This window comes from Bacillus sp. PAMC26543 (genome assembly GCF_014250375.1).
Lineage (GTDB): Bacteria > Bacillota > Bacilli > Bacillales > Bacillaceae > Bacillus > Bacillus halotolerans.
In genome coordinates this window covers 3,830,077-3,842,840 of the sequence record NZ_CP060193.1, presented here as the reverse complement: position 1 = coordinate 3,842,840, position 12,764 = coordinate 3,830,077, and the positions used below count along the sequence as shown (strand labels likewise).

General features: G+C 46.0%; 13 protein-coding genes. 12 read left to right on the top strand and 1 reads right to left on the bottom strand.

Features of this window, described 5'->3' with window-relative positions:
- Positions 1–27: 27 nt before the first annotated feature.
- Positions 28–723 carry a zinc ABC transporter ATP-binding protein ZnuC gene (gene znuC / locus H7F27_RS19315; protein ID WP_024120122.1) on the top strand — a complete coding sequence of 232 codons (696 nt, stop codon included), beginning with the start codon at positions 28–30 and terminating at the stop codon, positions 721–723.
- Positions 681–1,523 carry a zinc ABC transporter permease ZnuB gene (gene znuB / locus H7F27_RS19310; RefSeq protein ID WP_024120123.1) on the top strand — a complete coding sequence of 281 codons (843 nt, stop codon included), beginning with the start codon at positions 681–683 and terminating at the stop codon, positions 1,521–1,523. The genes znuC and znuB overlap by 43 nt, the downstream gene beginning before the upstream one ends.
- 40 nt (positions 1,524–1,563) lie before the next feature.
- Here znuB and H7F27_RS19305 read toward each other — a convergent pair whose 3' ends face one another.
- Positions 1,564–2,559 carry an LLM class flavin-dependent oxidoreductase gene (locus tag H7F27_RS19305; RefSeq protein ID WP_101860199.1) on the bottom strand — a complete coding sequence of 332 codons (996 nt, stop codon included), beginning with the start codon at positions 2,557–2,559 and terminating at the stop codon, positions 1,564–1,566.
- A gap of 287 nt (positions 2,560–2,846) precedes the next feature.
- Here H7F27_RS19305 and H7F27_RS19300 point away from each other — a divergent pair, with 287 nt between their 5' ends.
- The 10 genes from H7F27_RS19300 to H7F27_RS19255 all read left to right on the top strand — a co-directional run bounded on the left by H7F27_RS19300 (position 2,847) and on the right by H7F27_RS19255 (position 12,677).
- A complete protein-coding gene (locus H7F27_RS19300; protein ID WP_010332925.1) occupies positions 2,847–3,446 on the top strand; it encodes a TerD family protein in 600 nt (199 codons plus the stop codon).
- A 22-nt stretch (positions 3,447–3,468) separates the two neighbouring features.
- A complete protein-coding gene (locus H7F27_RS19295; RefSeq protein ID WP_010332926.1) occupies positions 3,469–4,050 on the top strand; it encodes a TerD family protein in 582 nt (193 codons plus the stop codon).
- Between the two features lie 35 nt (positions 4,051–4,085).
- Complete coding sequence (locus H7F27_RS19290; protein WP_010332927.1) at positions 4,086–4,664, top strand: TerD family protein; 579 nt, start codon at positions 4,086–4,088, stop codon at positions 4,662–4,664.
- 51 nt (positions 4,665–4,715) lie between these two features.
- The gene (locus H7F27_RS19285; RefSeq protein WP_024120125.1) at positions 4,716–5,489 is read left to right on the top strand and encodes a TerC family protein; all 774 of its coding nucleotides are present in this window, start codon (positions 4,716–4,718) and stop codon (positions 5,487–5,489) included.
- Between the two features lie 62 nt (positions 5,490–5,551).
- Positions 5,552–6,712 (top strand): HpcH/HpaI aldolase/citrate lyase family protein, encoded by a 1,161-nt coding sequence (locus H7F27_RS19280; RefSeq protein ID WP_185848322.1) that lies wholly within the window; start codon positions 5,552–5,554, stop codon positions 6,710–6,712.
- Positions 6,702–8,012 carry a phosphoribosyltransferase family protein gene (locus H7F27_RS19275; protein ID WP_185848957.1) on the top strand — a complete coding sequence of 437 codons (1,311 nt, stop codon included), beginning with the start codon at positions 6,702–6,704 and terminating at the stop codon, positions 8,010–8,012. The genes H7F27_RS19280 and H7F27_RS19275 overlap by 11 nt, the downstream gene beginning before the upstream one ends.
- Positions 8,013–8,018: 6 nt before the next feature.
- Complete coding sequence (locus H7F27_RS19270; protein WP_185848321.1) at positions 8,019–9,128, top strand: cysteine protease StiP family protein; 1,110 nt, start codon at positions 8,019–8,021, stop codon at positions 9,126–9,128.
- On the top strand, positions 9,125–9,925 hold the full coding sequence (locus H7F27_RS19265; protein WP_185848320.1) for an HAD family hydrolase: 801 nt from the start codon (positions 9,125–9,127) through the stop codon (positions 9,923–9,925). Before H7F27_RS19270 ends, H7F27_RS19265 begins: the two co-directional genes overlap by 4 nt.
- A 31-nt stretch (positions 9,926–9,956) precedes the next feature.
- On the top strand, positions 9,957–11,570 hold the full coding sequence (locus H7F27_RS19260; RefSeq protein WP_185848319.1) for a YceG family protein: 1,614 nt from the start codon (positions 9,957–9,959) through the stop codon (positions 11,568–11,570).
- 15 nt (positions 11,571–11,585) lie between these two features.
- Positions 11,586–12,677 (top strand): toxic anion resistance protein, encoded by a 1,092-nt coding sequence (locus H7F27_RS19255; RefSeq protein ID WP_010332934.1) that lies wholly within the window; start codon positions 11,586–11,588, stop codon positions 12,675–12,677.
- The last annotated feature ends 87 nt before the right edge of the window (positions 12,678–12,764 follow it).

Below are 12,764 nucleotides of genomic sequence, written 5' to 3'. Positions count from 1 at the left end.
ATTTCTTTGTGAGAAAGGAAGATTGACATGAATCTCGTCTCATTGAAAGATATCGTTTTTGGCTATTCCCACACGCCTGTGTTGGATAAAGTATCTCTTGATATTGAAAGCGGCGAGTTTGTCGGCATCACAGGTCCAAACGGCGCTTCTAAATCAACGCTGATAAAAGTGATGCTCGGCATGCTGAAACCGTGGGAAGGCAAGGTAACAATCAGTAAAAAGAATGCAGAAGGAAAACGTCTGACTATAGGGTATGTCCCGCAGCAAATTTCTTCATTTAATGCAGGTTTTCCGAGCACCGTGCTTGAGCTTGTCCAATCCGGCCGGTACACAAAAGGGAAATGGTTTAAACGTTTGAATGAAGAAGATCATATCGAAGTAGAAAAAGCCCTGAAAATGGTGGAAATGTGGGAGCTTCGCCACCGGAAAATCGGTGACTTGTCGGGCGGCCAGAAACAGAAAATCTGTATTGCCAGAATGCTTGCCAGCAATCCCGATCTCTTAATGCTGGACGAACCGACGACAGCGGTTGATTATGACAGCAGAAAAGGGTTTTACGAATTCATGCACCACTTGGTGAAAAATCACAATCGCACAGTTGTGATGGTCACTCATGAACAAAATGAAGTACAGCAATTTTTAGATAAAGTGATTCGATTAGAGAGAGGAGAAAAAGGCGGATGGAAATGTTTGACTTGGAATTCATGCGACGAGCTTTTCTAGCAGGCGGCATGATCGCCATCATGGCCCCGATTTTAGGGGTATATCTTGTGCTTAGAAGGCAGGCCTTAATGGCTGACACACTCTCGCATATTTCACTGTCGGGTGTTGCCATCGGCTTTTTCCTCAGCACCAATATTACCGCGGCGAGCATAGTCGTTGTGACCGTCGGCGCGGTCGGAATTGAATACATGCGGCGGGCATACCGGACATACTCGGAAGTGTCCATTGCCATCTTAATGGCGGCGGGTTTGTCCTTCGCGATGTTTTTAATCAGCCTTTCGAAAGGCGCCGCCAATATGAGCATTGATCAGTACTTATTCGGGTCGCTCGTGACGGTTAACCAGCAGCAGGTCTATATTATCGGCATCATTACATTGTTGATCCTGCTCTATTTTATCGTGCTGAAAAGGCCGCTCTATCTGCTGACATTTGATGAAGCAACAGCCAAAACGTCCGGAATCAATACAAACATTCTGTCGATGTCATTCAGCATTGTCACTGGTCTTGCGATCTCAGTTATTATTCCGATTATCGGCGTACTGCTCGTATCGGCACTGCTCGTATTGCCGGCAGCTTTCGCCATTAGAATCGCAAAAGGCTTTAACATGGTATTTATGTCAGCCATACTCATTTCCTTATTCAGTGTATTTATGGGACTGACGTCATCTTATCAGCTCGGCACACCGCCAGGGCCTTCCATTACCCTGCTGTTAATTGTTCTGCTCCTGATCGGATTTGCAGTTCAGGGGATATGGACGTTTATCAAAAAAGAAACCCAGCGTAAAAAAGGGCACAGATAAAAATAAAAAGCAGTTTTTCCTTTGGGAAAAACTGCTTTTTTTATAGAAATAACCCGGCAAGACGTTCATATGATTCTTTTTTCGCCTCAAAATCAAACACATTGCAAAGAACCATAATTTCATTTGTTTCATAGCGGTCCGCCAGCTCTAGAAGCTGCTGTTTTACAGTGCTTGGAGAACCGATGACCATGCGCTTTCTGTTTTCTCGTATTTGGTTTTTATCTGATTCAGTATAGTGGTATGCTTTCGCTTCCTCAATGCTTGGCACCCTGCTGTCCAAGCCTTTCCCGACGCGAAGAAGCCACAAATCCTGGCTTAACGCGAGCTCCTCTGCCTCTTCATCTGTTTTTGCGCAAATGACAAAGATCGTAAACAGTGCGGCCGGAGATGTGAAATGGGCTGATGGCTGAAAGTTTTCACGATAGATACGAAACGCGCTTTCCCCTCGTTCAGGGCTGATAAAATGCCCAAACACATATCCGATTCCCTGATGGGCCGCTCGCCTTGCGCTGTTCTCCCCTAATCCAAGCACCCAAAGCTCCGGTGCTGTGTCAATAAGAGGAGCCGCTTTGATCCCGGCATACGGATGCCCGGCGGGAAGCGAATCGGTCAGAAAATAAGAGACATCCTGAAGCTGTCTGTTAAAATCGGTTAAGCTTTTTTTGATGCCGTCGGTTAGTGCGAGCCGGGTTTTCGTCGTTCCGCCCGGCGAACGCCCGAGACCAAGGTCAATCCGGTTCGGATACAAGGCCTCAAGCTGGCGAAAGGTCTCGGCCACCTTAAACGGGCTGTACTGAGGCAGAAGCACACCGCCAGACCCGACACGAATCTTGTTTGTGTGAGCCGCGATACGGGCGATCATAATTTCCGGTGCCGTGCTTGCCAGTCCTTTCGTGCTGTGGTGTTCGGCAAACCAATAACGCTTATAGCCCCATTCTTCACTTCGTCCGGCCAGCTCGACCGAATGCTGAAGGGTTGTCACGGGGCTTTCTCCTTTAGAAACAGGTGCCTGATCAAGTATGCTTAAATGAATCAAAAGGCCGCTTCCTTTCCGTTGCTTTTTAGAATGTGATACAAGAATAGGCAAAATGACTCGCTCACGTCAAATGGTTTGTTTGAGATCCGCCATTCATATGATTTGCAAAACATATATCAAATATGGGAGATTTTTTTCGAGGATTTTCGTCAATTATTCTTAACTTTTACGAAACTTTGATATAATAAAAAACGTATATATTAATAATTTACGGCATACTCAAGTTACGTTTGTACGTAAAAATAAATGTGACTATATTCACATTTCGATGATTAGGAGTGAATCGTGTGGCAATTTCTTTAGAAAAAGGTCAGCGAATTGATTTAACAAAAGGAAAAGCGGGTCTGTCAAAATTGATGGTCGGTCTCGGCTGGGACCCGGTTTCATCAGGCGGCGGCTTTTTTGGAAAGCTGCTCGGCGGAGGCGGACCAAATATTGACTGTGACGCATCAGTGCTGATGCTGGAAAACGGCAAATTCACTGATAAGAAAAATGTCATTTATTTTGGAAACCTGAAAAGCCGCTGCGGCAGTGTCAAGCACACAGGTGACAACCTGACAGGCGACGGAGCGGGCGATGATGAGCAGATTTTAATTGATTTGGCGAAAGTGCCTGCCAACATTAATAAGCTTGTATTTGTTGTGAATATTTATGATTGCGTGAGAAGAAAACAGGATTTCGGCATGATTCAAAATGCTTTTATCCGTGTTGTTGATCAATCGAATCATGAAGAAATGCTCAAATACAATTTGAAAGACAATTATGCAGGCAGGACAAGCCTGATTACCGCTGAAATCTACCGCCAGGACGGCGAATGGAAATTCGCGGCGGTCGGCGAAGGCACAAACGATACGAGATTAGAAGATATTGTCAACCGGTACGTATAAAAGAAAAAGGAGTGGATGAAACATGGCAATTTCATTGGCAAAAGGACAAAAAGTAGATTTAACAAAAACAAATCCGGGTCTTTCAAAGGTTGTTGTCGGTTTAGGCTGGGATACGAATAAGTATGACGGCGGTCATGACTTTGACCTTGACTCAAGTGTATTTCTTTTAGATGCGTCTGGAAAATGCGCAAGTCAAAATGATTTTATTTTCTATAACCAGCTTGAAGGCGGAAACGGTTCAGTTGTTCATTCAGGCGATAACCTGACAGGTCTTGGCGAGGGTGATGACGAGAATGTAAAAGTCAATCTCAGCGCCGTACCTGCGAATATCGACAAAATCTCATTTGTTATCACGATTCACGAAGCGGAAGCGCGCAGCCAAAACTTTGGACAAGTGTCAAACGCGTTTGTACGCATTGTCAATGAAGAAACAAATGAAGAGCTTATTCGTTACGATCTTGCGGAAGATTTCTCTATTGAAACGGCAATTATCGCTGGAGAGCTTTACAGACACAACGGCGAATGGAAATTCTCTGCTATCGGCTCAGGCTACCAAGGCGGTCTTGCCCGCATCGCAACAGACTACGGCTTGCAAGTCGGTTAAGACATATTACGAAGAGCAGAAAGGAGAGAGGCAGTATGGCCATTCAATTAGCAAAAGGACAGCGTGTTGACTTAACGAAAACAAACCCGGGACTCACAAAAGCGGTGATCGGTTTAGGATGGGATACAAATAAGTACTCAGGCGGACACGATTTTGACCTGGATGCTTCAGCCTTTTTAGTGGATGCGCATGATAACTGTGTGAATGATCTCGATTTCGTCTTCTATAATAACCTTGAGCACCCGAGCGGCGGTGTCATCCATACGGGTGACAACCGCACCGGTGAAGGCGACGGAGATGATGAGCAGATCATCGTTGATTTTTCAAAAATCCCTGCTCACATTGAGAAAATCGGCATCACAGTTACAATTCATGACGCGGAAGCACGCAGCCAAAACTTTGGACAAGTGTCAAACGCGTTTGTACGCGTTGCAGATGAAGAGACTCAAAATGAGCTTCTTCGCTTCGATTTGGGAGAAGATTTCTCCATTGAAACAGCCGTTGTCGTATGTGAGCTGTACAGACACGGAAACGAGTGGAAGTTCAATGCGATCGGCAGCGGTTTTTCCGGCGGCCTTGCTTCATTATGCCGGAACTACGGTTTGCAGGTGTAAGCGAGTGACAAATAAAGCAGTCACCGTTTTCAATTAATAGGAGGAAAAAACTTGGAATTTTTACATCACATCATGTCTACGTATGCTTCATTTTTCGATTGGAAAATGTGGGGGGAAGTTCTGACTGATCCGGTTTCTTGGGGTCTGATCGGTTCCCTTGTTGTGCTGGAAGGCCTTTTATCGGCCGATAATGCGTTAGTTCTTGCAGTTATGGTGAAACATCTTCCGGAAAAACAGCGTAAAAAAGCGTTAACGTATGGTTTATTCGGAGCGTACATTTTCCGATTTATATTCATCGGACTCGGTATGCTTCTCATTAAATTCTGGTGGATCAAAGTGCTTGGCGCGCTTTACCTGGCTTGGCTCGTCATTAAGCACTTCTGGATCGGCGAAAAAGAAGAGGAAGCAGACGGTATTAAGAAAAACTCTTGGATGGTCCGTACATTCGGTATCTTCTGGGCAACTGTTATTTCAGTTGAGCTGATGGACCTTGCCTTTTCTGTGGACAGCATCTTGGCCGCGTTTGCGGTGTCTGAAAAAGTATGGGTTCTTTTGATCGGCGGTATGCTGGGTATTTTAATGATGCGTACAGTCGCAAAAGTATTCCTTGTGCTGATCGATAAAATCCCTGAGCTTGAAAACACAGCATTCGTGTTAATCGGAATTATCGCGCTGAAAATGGCAGGGAGCGCTTTCCATTATGAAATGCCGCATTCTGTATTCTTCATTATCATTATCGCTGCATTTGCGGTAACATTTATCATTCACTATATCAACAAACAAAAGCAGGTGCGCGAACAAACAGCTGCGTCAAAAGAAGAATAAAACAAAACAAGGAGGGAGTTTCATGTCCTTCCTTTTTTGTTACAGAAAAGAGGGTGACTGGTTTGCGGTATTTCCACTATTTATCAGCGCGTCAAGAAGAGCATGTATTTTATCAAGTGCCGAAACAGGTCACGAAAGAGGCGCCTAAAAAATGGCTTGAACAAGCGCTGGGAGCCCTATTATATATGCCTGCAACCCGCCACGACATAGCCGCTATGATTACTGAACAAAAGTACGAGGATCTAACGTCCGTTGTTTTCTGCTTAGAGGATGCGATTGGGGATCATGAAGTCGAGCAGGCTGAACATAATCTCAATATTCAGCTTGAGCGCATAGAACAGGCGATTCAGCAAAACAAAATAGAACCGGATAATCTTCCGCTCATGTTTGTAAGGGTGCGTTCTCCGAAGCAGCTGCAGGAGCTGGCGGGCCGCTTGAAGCGCTTTCTTCATTTGTTAACCGGTTTTGTGTTTCCGAAATGTTCGGGAGTGAACGCCCGTGACTATGCGGAAACGCTGGAAAACATCTCTCGCGATAGGAGAGCGCCGATTTATGGAATGCCGATTTTAGAAACGCCCGATTTGCTTTCTAAAGAGACGCGGCCGGAGGCTTTCGGAGAGCTGAGTGCGGTTCTGCATCAATATCAGGACTTGATTTTAAATGTGCGAATCGGTGCGACTGATTTGTGCGGGTTATACGGCATCCGGAGAAAGCCGGGGCAAACCATCTATGATATTCGCCTGATTTCCGATTTTATGGCGGATGTCATCAATTATTTCGGCAGGACGTTTGTCGTTTCTGGATCGGTCTGGGAATATTTCCAGACAGCGCAAAAGCCTCACCTTCTGTCAGCGCACCAGCCTTCTGAGCTGAATGAGCATGTCAAAGGTTTGGTGAAGGAAACAGAGCTTGATATCGCTAACGGGATTCACGGGAAAACGGTCATTCACCCGTCTCAGCTTAAAGCGGTAAACAGCCTGTATGTTGTATCAAAGGAAGACTATATGGATGCGTTAAGCATTATTCATCACGGAAACGGTTCAATCGGTGTGATGAAAAGCCATTTTTCCAACAAAATGAATGAGATGAAGCCCCATATGAAATGGGCTGAGAACATCATAATAAAATCAGAAATCTATGGGGTGTATCATGAAAACCGATCTTTCTCCGATTTGCTCAACGAACAGCAAAACACTTCAAATATTGGACAATATGGCGGTTGACCTGTCGGTCACTGACAATCCGCTTTCTATTCCGGAGCAAGTCTTATTTGAAATGGCGGCGCGTGTAAACAAAAAAAGGGGTTTTTTATTTGTCAGCAAAGTGCTGGGAAAGCATATTCCAGTTCATCCGCTGAAGCCGCTTTTGGCGTCAGGGCTGCTTGCTTTGGAGTACGCTGAACGAAAAACGGGCCGTGAGCTGAAGGAGAAGGCCGACATTCTGAACGGTTTTCTTTCAGGAACGGACAGCGGGCTTCGGGCTGCTTATCGAACGTTGCAAAAGCAGCGTATTGCACTAGAGGAGGCGCCGCTTGTGATCGGGTTTGCGGAAACGGCGACAGCCCTTGGACACGCGGTTTATGACTGCATTGAGAATGCGTCGTATGTCCATACAACACGTGAACTGATACGGAACAACGAGCCTTCCATTACCTTTGTCGAGGAGCACTCCCATGCGACCGACCAGCTATGCTATGCGGAACCTCATATGATCAACAACGATTGCCCGGTGATTCTCGTGGATGATGAAATCACGACAGGAAAAACCGCACTGCATATCATTCGGGATATACAATCGAAGTTCCCCCGCAAAGAATACGCTGTTTTGTCTTTATTGGATTGGCGCACTGAGGAGCACAAACAAGCTTATGCTGAAGCGGAACGGGAATTAGGGGTTACCATATCAACAACAGCTTTACTGTCTGGGCGCATTTCCTTTAAAGGAGAGCTTTTGTCAGAGTCCTCCTATGATTACAGACCGAAGCCGCAGGAATCAGCAATAAACAGAACAGACATCGACTTGTCCGGCTTCTTTGCATCCTTACCTTATCAGCCGGCCATATTCGCAGACGAGCATTTTTATGTGAAGGAAACAGGGCGGTTTGGCTTAAAGGCGAGTGACAGGCAGGCGGTTCACGAGGCCTGCCGCCTAGCTGCGCAGCATGTGGAACAGTATCGGAAGGGGAGAAGAACGCTTGTGCTTGGAACGGGAGAGCTGATGTACATTCCTATGAAAATCGCAGCGCATCTTCAGGGCTCCATTTCCTATCACTCTACTACCCGCAGCCCGATTCACCCTGTTGTCAAAGCGGGCTATGCTGTGCAAAACGGTTATTCATTTATGAATCCCGAAGATGAGGCGGTTCGCCATTTTATCTATAACCTCCCCGCCGGAGCGTATGACGAGGTCTTTTTCTGTCTTGAAAAGACCGTTTCGGATGAGGCGTTACAGCCAATTTTTCATATATTCAAAGAAAAAGAAGTGCCGCATATCCACATTGTAACCCTTTCACGAAAGGTGTGATCTGAATTGACTGAGATAATTGACCAGATTGGGAGCTATCCGAAGGAGGATGTCACCTTTCTATTAAAAGATTTGTCCGCTGTTTCGATTGAAAAAAGCACGGAAGAACGGGAACGCTCGATCCAAAGCGGCACCCATTACTCAGAGATGCTGCCGATCGAATATAAGCCGACAGATGAATATATGAAACTGTTTTATGCCTCGCTTGAAGATAGTAAACAGAAGGTTGCGTTAGCGGCCGGAGCTGTAGCGGAGCAGCTTTTCGCCAAACACGGTGAGCATATGGTTTTGTGCAGTCTGGCAAGGGCGGGCACGCCGATCGGTGTATTGATCAAACGGTACATCAAGATGAAGTATCACGTCTCAGTTCCGCACTACAGCATATCGATTATTCGGGACAGGGGAATTGATGAAAACGCCTTGCAGTATATGCTGAAGCATCATCCAGACGGAAAAATCGCCTTTATCGACGGCTGGACAGGCAAAGGCGCTATTACTAAAGAACTGAATCGATCCATCGAACAGTTTAACCAGCGCTGGAATACGAGACTTTCCTCAGAAATTGCGGTGCTTGCCGATCCGGGTGATTGCGCGGACATCTACGGAACGAAGGAGGATTTTCTGATTCCGAGTGCCTGCTTGAACTCTACGGTCTCGGGTCTTGTCAGCCGCACGGTCTTAAATGAAAAATGGATCGGGCCGGATGATTTTCACGGGGCGAAATATTACCGTGAGCTGAGCGAAGAGGATGTTTCTGTATTCTATATTGAAACGATAGCCGAGCAATTTCCGTCTATTTTTAAAGAAGCAGAACGTCTGGCGATTGGCTTGCAGCGCGTACGTATGAAACCGGCTTGGGACGGCTTGGCTTCCATTGAGACGATCCGAAAGCAATTTGGCATCAGCAATACGAACCTGATTAAACCTGGTGTCGGAGAAACGACCCGTGTGCTTCTTCGCAGAGTGCCTTGGAAAATACTGATTCAGCCTGGCGCTGAAGAAACGCTGAAACATATTCTTTTACTGGCAAAGGATCGGGGAGTGCCTGTAGAAGAATACGAGAACATGTCTTACAGCTGCTGCGGGCTGATTCGTCCGGCGGAGAAAAGCCTATGAACGCGTTTGCCAGCGATTTAGACAGAACATTAATTTATTCAAGGCACATGATCGGCACGCCCGATAAGGAAGCCGGGATTGAGCTGATTGAAACATTAAATGGGCGGGAGCTTTCCTATATTTCCTCAGCCGTAAAAGAGCACTTAAATCAGATTCAGAAGGATCACTATTTTATCCCCGTCACCACGCGTACAAACGAACAGTATAAGAGAATCGGATGTTTCCAGCAGGACATTGTGCCGGAATATGCGGTGACAACAAATGGCGGGTGCATCTTAAAAGACGGCGAGCCTCTGAAAGAGTGGGACGAGCTGATGAAAGAGGAGCTGGCGTCGTGTCTGCCGATCGAGGCCATACTGAGGGAAATCGCAGGTCTCTCTTTATCAGAGGCGGTAAAAAGAACCCGAATCGCCCATCACTATTTCGTGTATCTCATTTTACATGAGGAAAAAATACCGTATATCGATATATCCGCTGTGAAAGAGTGGGGCGCCGATAAGGGCTGGCAAGTATCTCTGCAGGGGCGGAAGCTTTACTTTATTCCCAATCCGCTTAATAAGTGGAAAGCAGTTGAATACCTGAAATCCAGGCTCTCTCTTGATGAAATCTATACGGCTGGAGACTCGCTGCTTGATCTTGAACTGATCCGGGAAGCCGATTTTGGCATCGCACCCGCGCACGGAGAGGTATTGAGTCACGATCCGGAACTACGCAAAACAATTGCAAGCGGCATGCTGGCGGGTGAAGAAATCACAGCGTCAGTTTTATTGCAAATATCCAAATTAAAACACGTGTAATATACACAAACAAACCAGAAAGGAGGATATGATGAGACAAGAAGAGCTAATCATTCATAAAGCTGTTCCGGCCGATGGTGATTGGAAAAGCATGCTGTTTCAGCCATTGCCGGAGCGGGATCACTATGAGAATGAACAAGGTCTTGCTTTTTCGAGGCTTGCCGTGCAAATACTGGGCACGCCCATTGATGAGACCGACTACTTTAACGAGCTGTATGAACTTTCTGTAAACGATCATATTTATGTCCTGAGCGAAACACTTGATAAAACAATTGCACCCGAAACCTTTCAGGCGCTTCAGCATATTCATTCCATCAACCAGAAGGAAAAAGGCCTTTCGGTCAGCCGCTTTGTCGCCTTTCTGGACGGGGAACAGCTGATTGCGAAGCATTCCAATTCATTGTTGCACCGCCATTTAAGAAAAGCACTGATGACGCTTTTACATACCTTTGCCGAAAATCATGAGCAGGGGCTGAATCATCCTGATTTTCGCAGAGTGCTTCTTGATGTTTCAAAGTTTTCCTTGAACCACCTGAATCCTTGGCTGGAAAAAGCCGATATAGAGCGGGAGATGCCGAAGGTGGTCTGGTATGGAGACGCGACGAAAAGCCAGCTGTATTTCTTATATTATTTGATGCTTGTCGGCTGTGATGTTCTATTGTTCCATCCGGCGGGAACCGATCAGCTGACGCTCGTTGACCCTAAGCAGGAGCTAAGCTTCACGGAAAAGCTTCCGGATGTTTCAGATCTTCAGCCATTCCCGAAAGAAAAACCTGACCGTAAATCAACGGTGGCGTATCGATCGACAAAGGAAATTGAGCATGTGCTGAATCACGAGGAATCCATGCTGTACAAGCCTTGGCAGTTCAGAGACCACACACCGGTTTCCGTGACGCTGAAAACGACCTATGATGAACTGTTTTTAATTGCGAAAGAACGTGCGTTTATTCGCCCGAATTTCAAAGCCGATAAACATTCGATCGATATTCCGAATGTGTTTGCCAAAATTATGGGTGTGTCGAAGGACAATAAAGAATATTGGAACAGACTTCATACAATGGCGGACTATCCAGAAACGGAGATGGTTCGAAGCTTTCCGTTAACAGAAGAAATCAAATCAAACTATCAATTTCATTACAGCCACGCGCTTGATCATGAAGGAAACATCGATCCGGACAAGCTGATCGCAAGCAATGTGTGGCAGTACAAACAGCTTCCGGCAGGCATTCAGACCGCGATCGCCAAAACGATCTCGAGAATGTGCAGACACCCGCGGCTGAAGGCATTGCAGCAGGAACAGGTCAAGGATGTTCAGATCTACTTGTTTAAACAAACAACAAACCTTCCTGCTAACCTGCTGAAATTGATTCAAATGTTCGACTATGCGCAGACTGTTCCGAAACTGGTGCTGTATCATACGGAAATGAACGGTGAGCTCACACGATCAGACGCCGCAGCCCTGCTGTTTTTAAATGAAATCGGCATTGATATCGTCATTTATAATCCTCCCGGACATCAAGACATTGAGCATTATATTGAAGAGGATCAGTATGATATCCACTGGCTGGACGACATGGTGTTTCAGCAGGACTATAAAGAGCCTTCGCTCGTGAAAAGGCTGTTCAGAACGATTACCCAAAAGTAAGGAGAGAAGAAAAGCATGACAACAGAAAATCAAAATCCGCTTGTTCTCGATAAAAACGAAGAAATTTCTCAGCAAAAGGCAGACGATATCCGCCTGCAGCTCCGCCAGGAACCAGAGGTGCAGCGCCTCGCCCAGCAAATTGACGTGAAAAACCAAATGGAGCTGCTGGAGTATGGAAAGGAGCCGGCTGTTGAAATTTCCAAGTTCTCTGACCGCATCTTGGGAATGATGAAAACAACAAGCGTGACAGACTCAGGCACAATGCTGACTCAGCTTGGAAAAATCATGGACCGCTTTGACAAAAATGATTTTGACGAGCCCAAGGGACTGATGGCCAAAATCTTCAAACGCGGCGGCAGCATGATTGAGAAAATCTTTAAAAAGTACCAGACGCTCGGCGGAGAAATTGAAAAAATCAACGTTGAGATTTCCAAATATAAAGATGAGATGACAAAAACAAACTACACGCTCGATGAAATGTATGAAAACAATATCAACTACTACATGGAGCTTGAAAAATACGTTGTTGCCGGTCAAATGAAGCTGGAAGAGATGCAGTCAATCCTACCTTCATATGAAGAAAAAGCGGCAAGCGGAAACCAGCTTGCGCAAATGCAGCTCGATACGCTGCGCAACGGCATTCAGGCGCTTGAGGAACGCGTGTATGATCTTGATATGGCGCGAATGGTGGCGCTTCAAACCGCACCGCAGATCCGACTGCTCCAGCGCGGTAATGCTAAGCTGATTGGGAAAATTAACTCCGCTTTTATCATCACCATTCCGATTTTCAAAAACGGCATTATTCAGGCTGTTACGGTGAAACGCCAAAAGCTTGTGGCTGACTCTATGAGCGAGCTTGACCGCCGGACAAATGAGATGCTGAAACGCAATGCGGAGAACATCTCGAACCAGAGTGTTGAAATTGCCAGAATGGCCGGCAGACCAAGCATTGATATAGAAACGATCGAATCCTCCTGGAACACGATTGTCAGCGGCATGCAGGAAACAAAACAAATCGAAGAAGAAAACAAACGCCTTCGGGAAGAGGGCGCAAGACGAATTGCCCAGCTGCAGGATAATATTAAAAAAGCAGCATTACAGCAATAAAAAGACCCCCGCTTGTGAATCATAAGCGGGGTTTTTGATTGACATCAATTAGGTAATGACAATGTGTAAAGACAGGTGTAAACTTAA

Bases quoted from the DNA above. Each gene is read 5' to 3' on its own strand.
- H7F27_RS19295 (WP_010332926.1), top strand. From the start codon at position 3,469: ATGGCAATTTCATTGGCAAAAGGACAAAAAGTAGATTTAACAAAAACA.
- H7F27_RS19265 (WP_185848320.1), top strand. From the start codon at position 9,125: ATGAACGCGTTTGCCAGCGATTTAGACAGAACATTAATTTATTCAAGG.
- H7F27_RS19275 (WP_185848957.1), top strand. From the start codon at position 6,702: ATGGCGGTTGACCTGTCGGTCACTGACAATCCGCTTTCTATTCCGGAG.
- H7F27_RS19255 (WP_010332934.1), top strand. From the start codon at position 11,586: ATGACAACAGAAAATCAAAATCCGCTTGTTCTCGATAAAAACGAAGAA.
- znuC (WP_024120122.1), top strand. From the start codon at position 28: ATGAATCTCGTCTCATTGAAAGATATCGTTTTTGGCTATTCCCACACG.
- H7F27_RS19290 (WP_010332927.1), top strand. From the start codon at position 4,086: ATGGCCATTCAATTAGCAAAAGGACAGCGTGTTGACTTAACGAAAACA.
- H7F27_RS19260 (WP_185848319.1), top strand. From the start codon at position 9,957: ATGAGACAAGAAGAGCTAATCATTCATAAAGCTGTTCCGGCCGATGGT.
- znuB (WP_024120123.1), top strand. From the start codon at position 681: ATGGAAATGTTTGACTTGGAATTCATGCGACGAGCTTTTCTAGCAGGC.